Genomic DNA, 17,134 nt, shown 5'->3' with positions numbered 1-17,134 from the left:
TTCAGCTTTTGTCGGAGATGTCGGGGCCAGAGCCGCCGCCGTGGCTGTCGCCGCCCTTGAGGGTATGCGAGGCCATGTTGGCACCCTGCGTCATCGCCTGACGCCGTTTCATCGCGGTGGCCCATGCAGGAGGGCCATCGGCGGCGCCGGTCGCTGCCGCATTGGCGGGCGTTCCCGCCTTGCCAGCGGCATAGTTCGCTTTGAGGCTGTCCGCGGCCCGGCGAAGTGGTGACGCCGCGCTGCTTGCGGCTGATTTTGCGACATTGGCGAGACCCGAAGCAGCCGCAGCCCGTCCGGTTTTGCCAGCGGCTCCGGCTGCATAGGCACCCGATGCGCCGCCTGCCGCGCGAGCACCGCCCGTGGCCGCGCCCGCCATGGCCGAGCCGGCGGCACCTGCGGCGAGCTTGGCACCTGCGATGCCGCCCGCAATCGTCGCGCCGGCAGCGATCGCAGTGCCTGCCGCCGCCCCTGCGCCAAGCTGCGGTCCGCCCGACACAATGCCGTTGGCGATGCTGGGACCAAAGATACCAAGGCCGAGCAACGTCAGCGCTGCGAGCGCAATCGCCATGACCTGCTGGATGTCGGGTTCGACCCCGAGTCCGGCATTGATGAACTGCGTGAAGAGTGTCGTGCCAATGCCGGTGATGACGGCAAGCACCAGGACCTTGATGCCGGAGGAAATGATATGGCCAAGGACGCGCTCGGCCATGAAGGCGGTGCGCCCGAAAAAGGCGAACGGCAGCAGCACAAAGCCGGCGAGCGTCACCAGTTTGAACTCGATGATGGTGACGAAGACCTGGATCGCCAGCACGAAGAAGGCGATGACAACGATCAGCCAGGAGATCAGCAAGATCAGGATCTGCACGAAATTGGTGAACAGACCCACCGGCCCGACAAGATCGGCGGTGGCGTCGAGCAGCGGTTGTCCGGCATCAAGACCGGTTGCGGCCACAACGCCGGGGCGCATGAAATCGCCGATCGCCATGCCGCTGCCACTGGCCTGCAGGCCAAGCCCGGCAAAGCTCTGGAGCATAATGCCAGCGAGATTCGAGAAGTTGCCGATGATGAAGGCGAAAGTGCCGATGTAGAGCGTCTTCTTGATCAGGCGCTGCAGCACATCCTCGTCGGTGCCCCAGGCCCAGAACAAGGCAGCTATGGTCACGTCGATGACGATGAGGGTGGTCGACAGGAAGCCGACCTCACCGCCGAGCAGACCGAAGCCGCTGTCGATGTATTGGGTGAAGACCGTCAGAAACTGGTCGATGACGCCGGTATCATTCATGGCTGCCGGTCCCTTCCATGGAAAAATCGGCGGCGCTCAGCTTCCCAGACCGCATCGCATCCCGATTCCGGCATGGTGATCGTGCTGCAGCGCTTGAGTTCTGCGGCGTGAGGGTTCGGAGATCCTGTCTCGTCCGCGACATAGGTCGTTGTGTCGTGCCGAGCCGACGGCCGCGTTGCCGAAACAACCGCGACCGCGATCAGCAATCCGCCAAAAGCGGCGGCTGCCGCCAGCTTGACCGACCTGCTCATGTCAGTTCCGGGTCCGGAAGCGGCGGAAACGCTCGCGGCCCTCGGCCTCGGTCGCGGCATTGCGCGCGGCCTCGATCGACTGTGCGCGGCCCTGCGCCGCAATGGCGGCAGTCAGATCGGCCAGCTGCTGGGTTTGCAAAGCCAGTAGCTGATTGCCGGCCTGTGCCGCCTGCAAAGCCCCGGTCGCTGATTGGCTAGCGCCGACCAGTGTCGTGATCGAGCTGCGGGTCGCACCCAGATTGCCGACGATCCCCGCCTGCACCTTCATTGCGTCTTCGAAGGCGCCGACGCTGTCCTGCCAGCGCGCATTGGCGTTAGCGACCATCTGGGCTTGCCCGCCGGTCAGTGCCGCCCCCTTGTAACGGCCGTTGAACACCTGCTGCACGTCGGTCACGTCATAGGCGATGCGCTGGGCCTGGTTCAGCAACTGGCGGGTCTGGTCGACCTGTTGCTGAAGCGTCTGGATCGTCGAGACCGGCAGACTGGTAAGATTGCGGGCCTCGTTGATGAGGCTGGTCGCCTGGTTCTGGATCTGCTGGATCTGGTTGTTGATCTGCTGCAGCGTCCGGGCGGCGGTCAGCACGTTCTGCGCGTAGTTGCTGGGATCATAGACGATCCCGCCAAACTGGGCCTGCGCTGGCGCGGCGATCATGGTGCCTGAAACCAGCGAAGTGGCGATCGCCGTCGCCATGAGAGCGCGGCGGAGGACGGGTATTTTCATGGGCGGTTTTCCTTGTCCGTTAGTGCGGGCGGCGGGGGAGGAAGCAGCTCGGCCGCCCATGCGAGGCTGCGGTTATGGAGCCAGGCCGCTGCAAAGCCTTCGCGGCCATGGGCTGCGACAAGCTCGGCGATACGGATCTGATCGGTTTTGGAAGAGGCGGCGCTGAAGGCGAGTGCGACATCGCCCAGGCCCAGCTCGAATAGCCGGTTGCCGCGTCGCGATTGACAGTAATAATCGCGTTTCGGGGTAGCCCGGCTCAGGATTTCGATCTGGCGATCATTGAGGCCGAACCGCTCATAGACCCGTGCGATCTGCGGTTCGGCCGCGCGCTCGTTGGGCAGAAAGATGCGCGTCGGGCAGCTTTCGATGATGGCAGGCGCGATGGCCGACGTCTCGATGTCGGCAAGGCTCTGGGTCGCGAAGATGACGCTCGCATTCTTCTTGCGCAGCGTCTTCAGCCATTCGCGCAGCTGCGCGGCGAAGGCCGGGCTGTCGAGCACGAGCCAGCCTTCATCGATGATGATTATGGTCGGCGAGCCGTCGAGCCGCCCTTCGATCCGGTGGAACAGGTAGGCGAGCACAGCCGCGGCCGATGTTGCGCCAATCAGACCTTCGGTTTCGAAAGCCTGCACAGAGGCCTCGCCCAGATGTTCCTGTTCGGCATCGAGCAGCCGTCCCCATGGACCGCCAATGAGATATGGGGCTAGTGCCTGCTTCAATTCCTGGGATTGCAGGAGGACCGCGAGACCGGTGAGTGTGCGCTCGGCAGGTGGTGCGGACGCAAGCGATGTCAGGGCCGACCAGAGATGCTCTTTGGCGGCAGGGTCAATCACCATGCCTTCCCCGGCCAGCATCGCCGCCAGCCATTCGGCGGCCCAGGCGCGTTCACCGGCGTTGTCGATCCTTGCAAGCGGCTGCAGGGCGACAGCATCGCTGTCGCCTTCCTCGGCATGCAGAGCGCCTCCGAGATCCTGCCAGTCGCCGCCCATGCCGAGCGCGGCAGCGCGGATCGATCCACCAAAATCGAAGGCGAAGATCTGGCTGCCTTTGTAGCGCCGGAATTGCAGCGCCATCAGCGCCAGCAGCACGGATTTGCCTGCCCCTGTCGGGCCGACGATCAGACTGTGGCCGACATCGCCGACATGAAGAGAAAGGCGGAACGGGGTCGAGCCTTCGGTCTTGCCGTAAAGCAAGGGGGCGTCACCGAAATGCTCGTCCCGTTCCGCTCCCGCCCATACCGCTGACAGGGGGATCAGGTGGGCGAGATTGAGTGTGGAAATGGGCGGCTGCCGGACATTGGCGTAGACATGGCCGGGAAGCGATCCGAGCCATGCCTCGAGCGCATTCATGCCTTCGATCGTGCAGGTGAAGTCGCGGCCTTGGATGACCTTTTCGACCAGCCTTAGTTTCTCCGCCGCCAGCGCCGGGACGCGGTCCCAGACCGTGAGCGTCGCAGTGACATAAGCAATGCCGGCATGATCTGCGCCAAGCTCCTGCAGCGCCATGTCGGCATCGGCCGCCTTGTTCGAAGCGTCCGAATCCATCAGCACTGACTGCTCGTTAGTCATCACCTCCTTGAGTATGGCGGCGACCGATTTGCGCTTGGCGAACCATTGCCGCCGAATTTTCGAGAGCAGCTTGGTGGCATCGGTCTTGTCGAGCATGATTGCCCGCGTCGACCAGCGGTACGGGAAGGCTTGCCGGTTCAGCTCATCAAGCAGCCCGGGAAAGGTCGCCGTCGGAAAGCCGGTGATCGTGAGCGTGCGCAAATGATGGGCGCCGAGCATGGGCTCAAGCCCGCCAGTCAGCGGCTCATCGGCCAGCAGCGCGTCGAGATAGACCGGCGTTTCGGGCACGCGAACGCGCTGCGTCCTGGTCGATACCGTGCTGTGGAGATAGGTCAGCGTGGCAGCGTCATCGAGCCACGCTGCCTCGGGCATAAATCCCTCAACCAGATGCAGCACGCGGTCGGTACGATCGGCGAAGGATTTGACGAGTTCCTTGGGATCGACCCCGGTCGACGCCTTGCCTTCGTAGAGCCAGCCTTCGGCGCGCGCGGCTTCCTCGGGCGGCGGCATCCACAGCAGCGTCAGATAATAGCCGCTTTCGAAGTGCGCGCCTTCCTCACGAAACTGTTCGCGGCGCTCCCTGTCGACCAGTGCCGAGACAGGATCGGGAAAGCGGGATTGCGGATAGGCTTGCGCCGCGGTGCGCTGCGCTTCGACGAAAACCGCCCATCCTGAACCCAACCGCCGCAGGGCGTTGTTGAGACGGGAGGTGACGGCCACGAGTTCGGCGGGCGTGGCACTGTCGAGATCGGGACCGCGAAAGCGCGCTGTCCGCTGGAACGATCCGTCCTTGTTGAGCACCACGCCCGGCCCCACCAGTGCGACCCAGGGGAGGAAGTCTGCGAGACTGGCGGATTTGGTCCGATATTCCTGAAGCGACATCATGGCCGCACCCAGGTCGGATATTTGAGATGGCGGCGCGCGACATCGACAAACTGTGGATCGCGGCGTGCAGCCCAGACCGAAAGCACATGGCCGATTGCCCAGATGGCAAGGCCAGCGAGCCAGAGCCGCAAACCGAGGCCAATCGCGCCCGCCAGCGTGCCATTGACGATGGCGAGTGCACGCGGCGCACCGCCGAGCAGGATCGGCTCGGCCAGTGCGCGGTGGACCGGGGCATAGAAGCCGGGGATGTCGTCTGCCGACGTCATCAGATCAGCGCCCCGCCGCCGAAGCTGAAGAAGCTCAGGAAGAAGCTCGATGCGGCAAAGGCAATCGACAGGCCGAACACGATCTGGATCAGCCGGCGAAAGCCCCCCGACGTGTCCCCAAAGGCAAGGCTGAGGCCGGTGACGATGATGATGATCACCGCCACGATCTTGGCGACTGGCCCCTCGATGCTCTCGAGGATCGACTGCAGCGGAGCTTCCCACGGCATCGACGAACCGCCGGCATGCGCTGGAGTGGCAGTGGCCACCATCACGTAGGCAGCGGTAGCTGCGAGCGCAACACGATTGGTGCCGCGCCGGAGGGCATGGATCATAGGGAGTCTCCTTGGGTTTGGTTGGCGGAAATCAGGCGATAGTCGCCGGTGACCGGGTCCAGCCCGTCGACGCGGGCCAGTTCAGCGAGGCGCCGCCCGGTGCCATCGCGCACCAGCACGGCAATGAGGTTGATGGTCTCGGCGATCAGGGCGCGCGGGACGGTGACGACCGCTTCCTGGATCAGCTGCTCCATCCGCCGCAGGGCACCAATCGCGCTTCCGGCGTGGATCGTCCCGATTCCTCCGGGGTGGCCGGTGCCCCAGGCCTTGAGGAGATCGAGCGCCTCGGCGCCGCGCACTTCGCCAATCGGAATCCGGTCAGGGCGAAGTCGAAGGCTCGAGCGGACCAAATCGGATAGCGAGGCAACGCCATCCTTGGTCCGCATCGCCACAAGGTTTGGCGCGCGGCATTGAAGCTCGCGGGTATCTTCGATCAGAACGACCCGGTCGGTGGTCTTGGCGACCTCGGCGAGCAGTGCGTTCGTGAGCGTCGTTTTGCCGGTGCCAGTGCCCCCGGCGACAAGGATGTTCAGCCGCTGTGCAACGCCCGAACGAAGCCTGTCGGCTTCAGCTGCGCACATGATTCCTGCGCTGACATAGTCCTCGAGCAGAAACACCGCGACGGCGGGCTTGCGGATGGCAAAGGTGGGAGCCGCCACCACCGGTGGCAGGAGGCCTTCGAACCGTTCTCCGCTTTCCGGCAGCTCCGCTGACACGCGCGGTGCATCGCCGTGAACTTCGGCACCCACATGATGGGCAACCAATCGGATGATGCGTTCACCATCGGCTGCGGTCAGGCGTTCACCGCTGTCGGACAGTCCGATGCCCAACCGGTCGACCCAAAGGCGTCCATCAGGATTGAGCATGATCTCGATGACCTTGGGGTCAGCCAGCCAGGTCGCGATCGATGCGCCCATCGCCGTGCGCAGCATGCGTGCGCCGCGTGAACGTGCTTCAATTCGGACTGGCTCAGCGCCCATCGGATACCCCGCTTCGGGAGCGGGACAGGATCGTCCGGCTCGACGGGGATGAGTAAGAGACGCAGAAAAGGGGCTAGTTCAACAAGGATTTAGCGTCGTAGCAGTGGGGGATAGAAAAACAGGGAGGAGCGTAGGTCGCAGTTCTTTGACGATGGCCTGTGCGCCGCCGACGCACGCCTGAGGGAGTCAATTACAGCGCGAACGGTGCGCAACGGCAGAGATGGAGAAATTCTTGAAACTTTCACTATTAGGAAGTATTGAGAATTTTATGTCCAGCCTAGCGCAACAGGTTTCCGCAAGCGCGCTGCGCGATCGGGTCTTCAATGAACGCCAGCTCAGCGAACTGCTGGGGGGAGGCGATGCGCGGCGTTATGGCATCGTCAACCGCGCCCTCAAAGACGGGTCACTCATTCGCCTGAAGCGCGGGGTTTATACGCTTGCCAAGGCGCATCGAAGCGCTCCGGTGCATCCCTTCGCGGTGGCGCAAGCTTTGCTTCCCGGGAGCTATATTTCCTTTGAAAGCGCGCTGGCTTACCATGGCTGGATCCCTGAAGCCGTGCTTGTCACTGCCAGCGTGACGCCGGGGCGCAAAACGCTGGAGATCCCGGCCACCGAATTCGGCTCCTTCAAATATCATCCGCTGGCCATTGCCGATTATCGCTTCCTTAGCGGCGTCGAGCGCGTGACCTTCAACAAGCTCACCGCCTTTGTCGCTAGGCCGCTGCGCGCCCTTATGGATCTTGTCGCCCTGCGCAAGGTGGAATGGTCTAGCCTCGATTGGCTGACCAATGGCATGCGGATCGATGACGAGGCGCTTCTGGCATTGACGCAAAAGGACTTTGCCGCAGTGAAGTCGGTCTACAAGCACAAGGCAGTGAACGCCTTCCTTTCCGAGCTTGAAGATGTGGTTCTGACGACAAAGCGGGCTCAAAGCAGGGGATCGCTGCATGATTGACATCATCAAGGAAAAGCTCGGCCGCTATGGCGCCACCAATGCGCTTGAAGAGGAAAACGCGCTCAAGGAGATCCTCCAGGAGATTGCGTTATACGCGCTGTGGCGCGCCGATTTCTTCGATTGCGCCCTGTTCCAGGGCGGCACCAGTCTGCGCATTTTACACGGCCTGCCACGCTTTTCCGAGGACTTGGACTTTCTCCTGCGCGTGCCGAACATGGACTTCGACTGGTCCCCTTACCTCGAGGGGATGACCGAGGTGTTCGGCCAGTTCGGGCTGACGCTGGAAGCGCATCCCAAGCCGCGCATGGATACGGCCATTCGTCAGGCGCTGCTTAAGGACGATTCCATCGCCAGCCAGCTCGACCTGTCATTCGCAGGCACCGGCCATCGCAAGGCGATCAAGATCAAGCTGGAAATTGATGTGAACCCGCCCGCAGGATCGGCCGAGGCGACCACCTATCTTGATTTTCCAGCCGACTATGAGGTGCGCCATCAGGATCTGGCATCCAATTTTGCGCTAAAGATCCATGCCTTGCTATGCCGAGGCTTCCTCAAAGGTCGCGACTGGTTCGACTTCTCCTGGTATGTTTCGCGCGGGCTCGAACCCAATTTCGTCCTTTTGCAAAACGCGCTGGTTCAGGCAGGGCCATGGGCCGGTGACGGGTCGCTCCTCGTCGACATGGCATGGTTGAAGGCTGCGCTTTCTGGCGCAATCACTCGGATCGAGTGGAAGGAAGCGGCAAAGGATGTCGAGCGCTTCCTGCGTCCTGCCGATCTCAAGTCGGTTGATCTGTGGAGTGAGCGCTTTTTCCTCGCCAAGGTCGATAAGCTGGTCGCGGCGTCTGACAGCCAAGCTATAGCCTAAAAGCCGACATGGCGGGGTATCCGTGGAGCGTCGCGCTTGGCTGCCTCCGAAGCGGCAGCCAAAGGTGACAACCCTCATTTTGCATTGAGCGTGACCGCTTTTGTTATCAAACTGGCAATGATGTCCGTTTGGGTAACGATGCCTTGCAACTGCATGTTATCGTCCACGATCATGACCTCGTGACCGTGACCATTGGCGAGAGGGGCGAGCAGCGTTGCCGCGGGCGCCGTCAAATGCGCCGTATCTGCCGGTGCCATGATCTCCGACGCAAAAGCCCCCTGTTTGTCGAGGTCTGGCCATGTGATCACGCCGATCAGCTGGCCAGTGGCATTTTCTACCGGAAGCGCGCGCAGTCGTCTGGCCCGAAGCAGAACATGCGCGTCTTCCACTAGTGCGGTTCCCGCAATCGTGATGACATCGCGTGACATGATGTCGCCGCAGGTTAACTCCCCGACCTGTCGTTCCGTCGCGCTCAGTCCCGCCAATTCGAAGAGTTGCAAAAGATCGTCGCGATTGATGTCGAGCGTATCGCCAAAACGTGCCAGCGCTACATCAATGTCGTTCGGCCTTACCCCGCTTCTGCTGAGTGGCGCAGAATCCTGCGTGCCGTGGGCGCTTTCAGTCAGCTTCGCCCGATGCGGATAGGTGTGCCCTGTCATGCGATGGAATGCCAGGCCAGCGAGGATCAGCAGCAGCGAGTTCAAGCCGACGGGGTAAAGCGCGAACATGAACGGGTGCGCGCTTCCGGCGGCCCCACCGAGCACGGCTGACAAGGCAACAGCGCCGCCCGGCGGATGCAGACAGCGCGCCAGTGACATGACCGCAATGGCAAGGCCGACACCAAGACCCGCTGCAACGGTAGCATTGGGGACCGCAAGGGCGACCGCTATGCCGACCACGGCCGACAGGACGTTCCCGCCCAAGATCGACCATGGCTGTGCTAGAGGGCTTGCCGGAACAGCGAAAAGCAGGACAGCGGATGCCCCCATTGGTGCCACGAGCAGAGGGTGCGCAGCGCCGGTACCGGCAAGAACGCCGCACAGCAGTCCCGTCGTCACAATGCCGATGATGGCACCTGCCACCGCAATAAGCCGCTCACGAGCGCCGGGGCCGGGCGGAGCCGCTACAAACGTGCTGTAGTAGCGGCTCCACACCAATCGCGGAGCAGTGTCCGGGCTCAAATCGGTAACTTTATCCATGTGCTCAGACAGGGGTTATTGCCCCAGACTGTCAATTGCCATCCACTTCTGCGTAGAGAACTTCTTCTTTGCCAATGAGGATGTCAGCAAGCGCCCAATAGGCCTCTCCCCATGCACCCAGCACCTCGTCGGTTGCAGCATCGCCCAAAACATCACGGATCGCGGGCAGCAGAGCATTAGCTACCAGTGGGTAGTGTTCTGCCTTTACGCCCGTTTCCACATGCCGAGCAGCCATGCGCATCACCGGCGCCGTCAAAGCCTCCAACTTGTCGATGTTCTGCGCATAAGCAAGGATAGCGCCAGCAAGACGGCGCGGTTGCTCTCCGCTTTCCTGTGCGGCTTGGTCGAACATGGCCTTCACGTCGGGGTCGATAAACAGCCGCTCGTACATGCGCGTCGTGATGGCAAGGCCGTGCTGCTGCAATGCAGGTGCGGTCGATTTTACGATGGCTTTTGTTTCAGCACTCAGTGGTTTGCGCACGGATAATCCTTTTGTTGTTGTGGGTGGAAAAAGCGGAGAGAGTAGATCGGGCAGCCAGGTGCCGCGTTGACGATTGCCCGGCGCGAACGCCCGGAACATGAACCAGTCGAACGCGTAGACACCGCCGCTGAAGACGACATCACCGGGCAACCTTGGCGACGACCAGGATCGTCCAAAGCGGTTTGATGCCGAATGTCGGTTTATAGCTTTCCATTGCACTGCCCCTTAAGTTCAGAAAAGGCCGTGACTGCCGCCAACTGCGCCGAGAATCGCAACTACGCCCAAGAGCGTCAGCACCTGATGCAATCGCATCATCCGAGCGAAATCAGCTTCGGGAGTGGCCGATTGGGTCATGCGGTGGTGCAACACCAAGGGCTCCAGCACGAACAGCATCAGCGCGAACACGGCCCACAACGCCACCATCAGATGCATCCACCAGAAGCGTATCTCGGCAAAACGGCTCCACATATCCGCGCGGTAGATCAGCCACAGCCCGCTCGCACCGGCCAGCATGACCCAAATGCGCGCCTGCCATGCAAAACGTCCCTCGATCTGATGAAACCGTACAAGGCGGTCTGTGGGACGTTCGCTTGCCCGCAGCGCAGGCATGATAACCCAAGTGACAAATCCGACGCCGCCGATCCAGAACAGCACAGCGATCACATGGATAGCGCGCGCCAGGGCAAGGTCATCCATTGATCGGTCCTTCGCTCGGATCAGGGCGTTCGCGCCAGAACTCAACCTGCATGCGCATCACCCCGACTGGCACGACATAATGCGTCGCCTGTGGTGGGATGATCGCGGGAGTATCAGGCGTGACACGGTGTTCCGTATGCGGTTCGGTGAAGATCAGCCGGACTTCGCCTTCCAGAACGCGCAGCAGCCCCCACGTCCCAGTCTTGGTGCGATGATCGTTGCGCAGCGCATCGGGCAGGTTCTGCTCGTCGAAGATGGGGGATTTGGCATAAGGCGTCGACATCAGGCAGCCGCCTTGGCGGAAATTGCGGCGAGACCACCGCGCTCGATCTGAATGCCGGTCAGCAGGCTTTCGCCGATTCGCTGCGCCGCGTCGCGAAACCGGTCCGCAACTTGCTTGTTCGGCGCAATCTGAGTGAGTGTCGCATCCCATAAAGACTGCCAACGGGCAAAATGTGCTGCATCGAGCCCACCGACAGCCATATGCTTACGCATGGGATTGCCACTGAAACGACCCGATTCCAGCATGATCGAGGCCCAGAAATCCTTCATCCGCGCCAGATGATGCGGCCAGTCGCTGACCTTTGCACCAAATATCGGGCCGAGCATCTCATCGGCCCGAATGGCCTCGTAAAAATGCTCGACGAGATGTGAGATGAATGCCTCATTGATCCCTAAGGCCAATGCATCGGCCATCTTACGTGCGCGCGCCTGCGCGACATGATCTGATGCGTTCATCGCTACGACTCGTTTAAGATGCATTTCATATGCATTGTTTAGCCAGTTGGCGATTAAATGCAATATATGATATGCATCTTTTATGAGACTTTCGCTTCAAACCGATTATGCCTTGCGCACCCTCATGTTTCTGGCGGTGAAGGACGGCCATCATTCTATCGCCGACATTGCCAGCGCTTATGGCATTTCAAAGAACCACCTGATGAAGGTGGCACAACGGCTCACTGCTGAAGGCTTTGTCGAAAGCGTGCGGGGCCGAAGCGGCGGCCTCAAGCTGGCGCTCCCGCCTGCTGAATTGAATGTGGGCGTCATTGTCCGGACCATGGAAGATACCGGGGCGTTCGTTGAATGTTTCGACCCGGCAACCAACACTTGCGTTGTCACCCCAGTCTGCGGGTTACGGCATGTATTGACAGGCGCTTTGGAGTCATTTGCCCGGCATCTGGATCAATTCTCAATCGCCGATCTGATTCCCAAAAAAGAGAGGTTTGAGAGGCAGCTCGACGGGGGGGCACGCGGCAGTCATGATGCACGGCACCCCGGCACTCAGATTCTCAATCCGGCAGTTTTCCGGTAACGCGCCTTGGAGTTTGCATGACAGGGATTGGCGTGTTGATGAAGCTGAGGGTGATCTCCCTGGTCAGCTGATTGATGCGTCGGACTTCCCAAGTTCGACTTCATCCCGCAGCTTTGGTCCCGCCTCCATGCGCCGCGAGAGTGATTCCACAAATCCGTGCCACCTCTTCTTGCCCATCGCCTGCGCCGCCTTCATCGCGGCATCGGGCAGCGGCGGATTGCTGGTGAGCCAGAAGCGCACGAACAGGCCGATCGCTTCGTTCGTCAATTCCACATGCCATTCGAGCCGATCCAATTGCCGCGACAGACGATCGAGCCGCCTCGCCAGAGCGGCTTCCATCCGTTCATCCTGATCGGATTGCAGCAGGGACATCAACGCCGCTTCCACCACTTCGGTGCGCGAGACTCCACGGGCATGCGCGCGTTCCTCCAGCAATTTGGCCAGTTCGATTTCGAGCCGGAAGGTTTGTTTGCTGTGGGGCTTCTTCCTCACAGGTCGATGCCGTCATCGGGGTCGAGCGATGCATTGCGGGCATTGCGGTTCATAGTGCGATCAGCTTCCCGTTTCGCCCTGGCTGCGTCATCCTCGGGCGCATCGCGATCAAGATCGAACTCGTTGACCGGTGGCTTGGGGGCGGGAACGACATCCTCATGTTCCCCCAGTTCGGGTTCTCGCCTGATCCCGGAGTTTGCCGTATCATTTTCGGATTCGGCCCCATCGGCATCTGACGGCACATCCGGCTTTGGCTGATCAACAGGCGGCTGTTCGGAGCTTTTCGCTTCGGCCTGGGCTGGTTTGACCGGCAGCGGTGCCGCAATGGGTGCGAGCGCAGACCAGTCGTCCTTTGGCCGTTTCTTCGGGTGCAGCGGTTTGGGTGTGGGTGCCGGTAGAAGGCGCGCGCGGAACCTCGGGTCGAGAAAGTATTTTGCCTTTTCCGCGCGGATCGGCGGCGTGCTGGCCACCAGCACAATCTCCTCGTGCTCCGAAAATTGCTGAACTTCGCCAGGCGTCAACAATGGCCTTGGGGTCTCAGTACGCGAGACCATGATATGGCCGAGCCATGGCGAAAGGCGATGTCCGGCATAATTCTTCATCGCCCGCATCTGGGTGGCGGTGCCGAGCGCATTGGAAACGCGGCTGGCGGTATTGTCATCATTGGCCGCGAACGCGACGCGGACGTGGCAGTTGTCGAGAATGGCGTTGTTTGACCCATAGGCTTTTTCAATCTGGTTGAGCGACTGCGCGATCAGGAATGCCTTGATCCCGTAGCCTGCAACAAAGGCCAGTGCGCTTTCGAAGAAGTCTAGCCGCCCCAAAGCCGGGAATTCATCGAGCATGAACATCACGCGCTGCCGGCGACCCTTGGCCTTTAGCTCTTCGGTCAAGCGGCGCCCGATCTGATTGAGCATCAGGCGGACGAGCGGCTTGGTCCGGCTGATATCGGAAGGAGGAATGACCAGATAGAGCGACACAGGTGCCGCTGAATCGACAAGATCGGTGATGCGCCAGTCCGAGGCTCCGGTGACCTGCGCAATCACAGGGTCGCGGTAGAGGCCGAGGAACGACATGGCCGTCGACAGGACGCCAGACCTCTCATTGTCAGACTTGTTCAGCAGTTCCTGTGCTGCGGCAGCCACAACGGGGTGAACACCATCTTTGCCGAGGTGCGGGGTCGTCTTCATCCGGTGCAGCGTGGTTTCTATCGAACGACGCGGATCGGAAAGGAAGCCAGCGACCCCGGCCAGCGACTTGTCCTTCTCGGCATAGAGGACGTGCAGGATGGTGCCGACGAGTAGCGAGTGGCTGGTCTTCTCCCAATGCGTGCGCTTTTCCAGTGACCCTTCGGGGTCGATCAATATGTCTGCGATGTTCTGGGCGTCACGCACCTCCCAATCGCCCTTCCGGACTTCGAGCAGCGGATTGTAGGGGTTGGATGCGGGGTTGGTCGGATCGAACAGCAGGACGCGGCCATGCCGCGCGCGAAAGCCAGCCGTCAGATCCCAGTTCTCGCCTTTGATATCGTGGACGATGCAACTGCCCGGCCAGGCGAGCAGCGACGGGATGACGAGACCAACGCCTTTGCCGGAACGGGTCGGCGCAAAGCAGAGAATATGCTCGGGGCCATTGTGCCGCAGATACCGGTTCTTGTGCGAGCCGATCACCACGCCGTCCTGTTTCAGGAGGCCAGCCTTGCGGATTTCCTTGTCGGTCGCCCAGCGAGCCGAACCATAGGTCTCTGACTGCTTCTCCTCCCGCGCGCGCCACACCGACATGGCGATCGCGATAACTATGGCGGCCATGACACCCGAGACCGCGATGAATGCCCCGGTCTGGAAGATCTGTGGTGCATAGGCGTCAAACGCAAACCACCACCAGAAGAAGGCGTAGGGCGGGTAGATTGGCCAAGGTCCAAGCCAGAACCAGGGCTGGCCGAGCTCGGGTTGATGCGCAAGGGCGTGGGCCGTCCATTGGGTGGCAGACCAGATGCCAAGCAAAGTAACGCTGATGACGGCGATGACCTGACCCCAAAGAATACGGGTGGCGTTCATTGAAAGTTACTCCTGATGAGGGGGTAAATGAGGGTCACAGGCTGATCCCGCGTCCGCGGCCCAAGGCCCAGTCGACAGATCCGCCCGGCGACATGGTGCCGGTGATGTGCTGGCCGAGGTGCTGATCGAGCGCCGGGCGCCAGGGCACGAGCTGGAAGCCCAGCCCTTCGTCGATCATCGCGAAGCGGCCCGTCGAAAGCGTCACCCGCTCCCGGTAGATGCCGCTGACATAGTCGCCTGCGCCCGACGGTTTGTGCTCAAGTCCTGTGCGCGCGGCGATGGCCTGCGTGGCGACCGTCAGTTCCTGATTTTTCAGCGTCCCGACGAGATCCTGAGCAAGGATGACCCGCTGGCCCTGCCGGCGGGCAAGCCCTTGCGTTTCGAGATGGCTGGCGCGGGCATCCAGGGCATCGCGCACCTCGCGCCCGAAACCATTGCCTGTTGCTAGGGGATCGCGGGCCACAAGCTGGCGATCAAGCCACGTCGCGCCAGGTGCTTTGATCTGTGCCTCGAGGGGTATGTCTGATCGCGTGGCGAGCGACAGCCGGTCATGCCCTTTGGCATCCTCCCATGAGCGCAGTTCGACAATCGATCCGGCTTTGGCGTCGCCGGTCATCTCCATGTCCTTGAACCGCAGATGGTGCGTGCGACCATCGACACCGTCGACGATGGCATAGGCGCTGCCCGTGAGCTCGTCGTGGAGGCCACGTTCGACCAGGCGTCCGATGACCGGTTCGCTTGGAACGTCCTGATGCAGGGCCAATGCCGATACATCAAACCGCCCGCCGTCGCGGCTCATGGCATTGTGCATCGTCTTGATGATGTCGTTGCGCACCGAAAGATCGCGCAATGTGTTTTCGGCACCGGGCTCCAGCACCCACACCGCAGGCCCTTCGCGCGCCGCCAGTCCCAGCTGTTCCAGTTTGGCGGCACGGCCCAGAAGCAGCCGGCGCATCTCGGGATCGGCGTCGCCGCCTGGACGCAGATCGACAAGGCCTGCAGTATCCTGCCCCAAGCGTTCAAGCTGCCGGTCAAGACTGGTCCAGCGCTCGGTATCGACCTCGCGTTCGAGCGCGGTGCGGATGTCCAGCTCTGTGCGCGGCCCCAGTTCGAGCGTCACCCGCTCTTCCGCCCGGAACCGCAGCCCTTCGCTGATATAGCCCCGGTCAATGACAAGATCGGCGCCGTCGCTGGCAACGCCGCGCACCAGCACATGGATGTGCGGATTGTCGGTGTTCCAATGGTCAACGGCGACCCAGTCCAGTTCTGTGCCCAGATCCTTGGCTGCATCGGCCATCAATTCGCGGGTGAAGCTGCGCAGGTCTTCCATGTCCCTGGCATCTTCGGGCGAGACGATGAAGCGAAAGTGGTGCCGGTCATCTTCGCAACGCCCTGCAAAGGCATCCCGATCAGCCCTGTCGGTCTGGGCATCGAACATCGAGGCGTCGCGCCCGTCGCGGGACACGCCGTCACGCTCAAGATAGGTGATGTGCTTTGCCAGCGGGGCGGCGCGGTAATGTGATCCTTTGTGCCGAGCGATACGCGCCATGACAGTAACGCGGCGTTGGCCAGGTGTGCGGCGCATCGCGGCAACCGTCCGACGTCCGCGCGCGGCTTTGCCGCTGCCAATGCCGCGTTTCAGACCCGCTCGCCGTGAACCCGCATGGCCCGCCTTGTTGGCGGCCCGCTGGACCTGAGCCGCCAGCTTCTGGCTTCGCCGTCCAGAGGCTGCACCGCTGTCCCTGCTTCTTCCCGGCCGCACCCGAAACTCATTGTCGTCGCGGCTCATTTTGAAGGTGCCAGACGATTACGCCGCAGTTTTGCGGGTGATTGGGAAACATCGTATGGCAGGGTTTGCCCGGTGCCATACGAAATTATCTCGCTACAACAACCACATGAGGGCCAAGTGCTGGCACTCCTTTTATCTTGCCCTCCAAAATTGCCATCTCGCTCAAATACACGCTTCCCCGTCGCAACTTTCCGACACGACGCCCGAACCGTCAGAGATGCGCTGGTGTAACCCATCACGGATTTCGCGGTGAAAGCGACACAAACAGGGGGTGCGGCGCGGGGTTCGGTGACGGCAAAGAGGCCGACGGCGACGCAAGCTGGGTGCGCTGTGGCTGCACATCGGCAGGACCGGCATTGCTGCTCGCTTCTCCATCGCCGCGCGGTGTGAACAATGTAGCCTGACGCCAGGGATGAGCATTGGCAGGTGGCATGGCAGCAGGCGAAGCGATGCTAGCCATTCCAAGACTTGGCGCGATCTGGGCGACGTAGTTGACGGTTTCTGCCGGAAGACTGCGACGACCGGCAGCATAGTCATCGGCACGGCCTGGTCCCGCATTGTAGGCCGCCAGCATCAAGCTGACATTGTGATATCGGTCCCACATGGTGCGCAGATAGGCCGCACCTCCAAGGATGTTCGCACGCACATCGAACGGGTCAGAGCCAAGGCCATGCCGCGCGCTCAGCATCGACCAAGTGCCGGGCATGATCTGCATCAGCCCTATGGCTCCTGCAGACGAAACCGCGCGCGAATTGCCGCGACTTTCCGCCCGCATCACCGCCCATATCCAAAGCTCGGGAATGCCGAAGCGCTGCGATGCCTCTGCGACATGCGGCGCATAAGGATGCGCTGCAAACTGGTCAGGCACCGTCGCAACTGCGGCAACCGGAGACGTCGCCGCTGCCAAGCCGAGAGCGAAACAAGTGCCGGGAAGGAGAAGGTGAAGGCGCAGCCGAACGGCAATCCGAACTACGGAACACTTGCGACGGCAAAGCGAAGC

Annotated in this window: 19 protein-coding genes; 3 read left to right on the top strand and 16 right to left on the bottom strand. The window is 61.7% G+C overall.

Annotated elements, in window-relative coordinates:
- Position 1: 1 nt before the first annotated feature.
- Genes trbL through trbB form a run of 7 tightly spaced genes read right to left on the bottom strand, consistent with a single transcriptional unit; the run spans position 2 to position 6,237 of the window.
- Positions 2–1,282 carry a P-type conjugative transfer protein TrbL gene (trbL, locus tag PP1Y_RS07555; RefSeq protein WP_013831696.1) on the bottom strand — a complete coding sequence of 427 codons (1,281 nt, stop codon included), beginning with the start codon at positions 1,280–1,282 and terminating at the stop codon, positions 2–4.
- Positions 1,279–1,533 carry a putative entry exclusion protein TrbK-alt gene (trbK-alt, locus tag PP1Y_RS07550; protein ID WP_041558663.1) on the bottom strand — a complete coding sequence of 85 codons (255 nt, stop codon included), beginning with the start codon at positions 1,531–1,533 and terminating at the stop codon, positions 1,279–1,281. Before trbK-alt ends, trbL begins: the two co-directional genes overlap by 4 nt.
- A gap of 1 nt (position 1,534) precedes the next feature.
- A complete protein-coding gene (gene trbJ / locus PP1Y_RS07545; protein ID WP_013831695.1) occupies positions 1,535–2,254 on the bottom strand; it encodes a P-type conjugative transfer protein TrbJ in 720 nt (239 codons plus the stop codon).
- Complete coding sequence (gene trbE / locus PP1Y_RS07540; protein WP_013831694.1) at positions 2,251–4,707, bottom strand: conjugal transfer protein TrbE; 2,457 nt, start codon at positions 4,705–4,707, stop codon at positions 2,251–2,253. Before trbE ends, trbJ begins: the two co-directional genes overlap by 4 nt.
- On the bottom strand, positions 4,704–4,973 hold the full coding sequence (locus tag PP1Y_RS07535) for a VirB3 family type IV secretion system protein (protein WP_006964035.1): 270 nt from the start codon (positions 4,971–4,973) through the stop codon (positions 4,704–4,706). The genes trbE and PP1Y_RS07535 overlap by 4 nt, the downstream gene beginning before the upstream one ends.
- Positions 4,973–5,305 carry a TrbC/VirB2 family protein gene (locus tag PP1Y_RS07530; protein ID WP_013831693.1) on the bottom strand — a complete coding sequence of 111 codons (333 nt, stop codon included), beginning with the start codon at positions 5,303–5,305 and terminating at the stop codon, positions 4,973–4,975. Before PP1Y_RS07530 ends, PP1Y_RS07535 begins: the two co-directional genes overlap by 1 nt.
- Positions 5,302–6,237: a P-type conjugative transfer ATPase TrbB gene (gene trbB, locus PP1Y_RS07525; RefSeq protein ID WP_369799494.1), complete on the bottom strand. Its 936-nt coding sequence runs from the start codon at positions 6,235–6,237 to the stop codon at positions 5,302–5,304. The genes PP1Y_RS07530 and trbB overlap by 4 nt, the downstream gene beginning before the upstream one ends.
- 316 nt (positions 6,238–6,553) lie before the next feature.
- On the opposite strand from trbB, the gene PP1Y_RS07520 reads away from it, so the two are divergent.
- Positions 6,554–7,240 (top strand): hypothetical protein, encoded by a 687-nt coding sequence (locus tag PP1Y_RS07520; RefSeq protein ID WP_013831691.1) that lies wholly within the window; start codon positions 6,554–6,556, stop codon positions 7,238–7,240.
- The gene (locus PP1Y_RS07515; protein WP_013831690.1) at positions 7,233–8,105 is read left to right on the top strand and encodes a nucleotidyl transferase AbiEii/AbiGii toxin family protein; all 873 of its coding nucleotides are present in this window, start codon (positions 7,233–7,235) and stop codon (positions 8,103–8,105) included. The genes PP1Y_RS07520 and PP1Y_RS07515 overlap by 8 nt, the downstream gene beginning before the upstream one ends.
- A gap of 74 nt (positions 8,106–8,179) precedes the next feature.
- On the opposite strand, the gene PP1Y_RS07510 is transcribed toward PP1Y_RS07515, so the two are convergent.
- The 5 genes from PP1Y_RS07510 to PP1Y_RS07490 form a co-directional block, all read right to left on the bottom strand.
- Positions 8,180–9,304 (bottom strand): HPP family protein, encoded by a 1,125-nt coding sequence (locus tag PP1Y_RS07510; RefSeq protein WP_013831689.1) that lies wholly within the window; start codon positions 9,302–9,304, stop codon positions 8,180–8,182.
- 31 nt (positions 9,305–9,335) lie between these two features.
- Positions 9,336–9,785, bottom strand: a complete 450-nt coding sequence (locus PP1Y_RS07505; RefSeq protein WP_041559188.1) for a globin domain-containing protein — start codon at positions 9,783–9,785, stop codon at positions 9,336–9,338.
- A 231-nt stretch (positions 9,786–10,016) separates the two neighbouring features.
- Positions 10,017–10,481: a membrane protein gene (locus tag PP1Y_RS07500; protein WP_013831687.1), complete on the bottom strand. Its 465-nt coding sequence runs from the start codon at positions 10,479–10,481 to the stop codon at positions 10,017–10,019.
- Positions 10,474–10,764, bottom strand: a complete 291-nt coding sequence (locus tag PP1Y_RS07495; protein WP_013831686.1) for a DUF1971 domain-containing protein — start codon at positions 10,762–10,764, stop codon at positions 10,474–10,476. The genes PP1Y_RS07500 and PP1Y_RS07495 overlap by 8 nt, the downstream gene beginning before the upstream one ends.
- Complete coding sequence (locus PP1Y_RS07490) at positions 10,764–11,219, bottom strand: group III truncated hemoglobin (protein WP_013831685.1); 456 nt, start codon at positions 11,217–11,219, stop codon at positions 10,764–10,766. Before PP1Y_RS07490 ends, PP1Y_RS07495 begins: the two co-directional genes overlap by 1 nt.
- Before the next feature lie 82 nt (positions 11,220–11,301).
- On the opposite strand from PP1Y_RS07490, the gene PP1Y_RS07485 reads away from it, so the two are divergent.
- Positions 11,302–11,796, top strand: a complete 495-nt coding sequence (locus PP1Y_RS07485; RefSeq protein ID WP_013831684.1) for an Rrf2 family transcriptional regulator — start codon at positions 11,302–11,304, stop codon at positions 11,794–11,796.
- A gap of 63 nt (positions 11,797–11,859) precedes the next feature.
- Here PP1Y_RS07485 and PP1Y_RS07480 read toward each other — a convergent pair whose 3' ends face one another.
- The 4 genes from PP1Y_RS07480 to PP1Y_RS07465 form a co-directional block, all read right to left on the bottom strand.
- Positions 11,860–12,288 (bottom strand): ribbon-helix-helix protein, CopG family, encoded by a 429-nt coding sequence (locus tag PP1Y_RS07480; RefSeq protein ID WP_013831683.1) that lies wholly within the window; start codon positions 12,286–12,288, stop codon positions 11,860–11,862.
- Complete coding sequence (locus tag PP1Y_RS07475; RefSeq protein WP_013831682.1) at positions 12,285–14,345, bottom strand: conjugal transfer protein TraG; 2,061 nt, start codon at positions 14,343–14,345, stop codon at positions 12,285–12,287. The genes PP1Y_RS07480 and PP1Y_RS07475 overlap by 4 nt, the downstream gene beginning before the upstream one ends.
- Before the next feature lie 34 nt (positions 14,346–14,379).
- Positions 14,380–16,134 (bottom strand): DUF3363 domain-containing protein, encoded by a 1,755-nt coding sequence (locus PP1Y_RS07470; RefSeq protein ID WP_013831681.1) that lies wholly within the window; start codon positions 16,132–16,134, stop codon positions 14,380–14,382.
- 235 nt (positions 16,135–16,369) lie between these two features.
- Entirely contained in the window at positions 16,370–17,002 is a 633-nt protein-coding gene (locus PP1Y_RS07465; protein ID WP_041559186.1) for a lytic transglycosylase domain-containing protein, read from the bottom strand.
- Positions 17,003–17,134 lie beyond the last annotated feature (132 nt).

The sequence above is a fragment of the Novosphingobium sp. PP1Y genome, assembly GCF_000253255.1.
Taxonomy (GTDB): domain Bacteria; phylum Pseudomonadota; class Alphaproteobacteria; order Sphingomonadales; family Sphingomonadaceae; genus Novosphingobium.
This window is presented reverse-complemented; position numbering and strand designations above follow the sequence as displayed.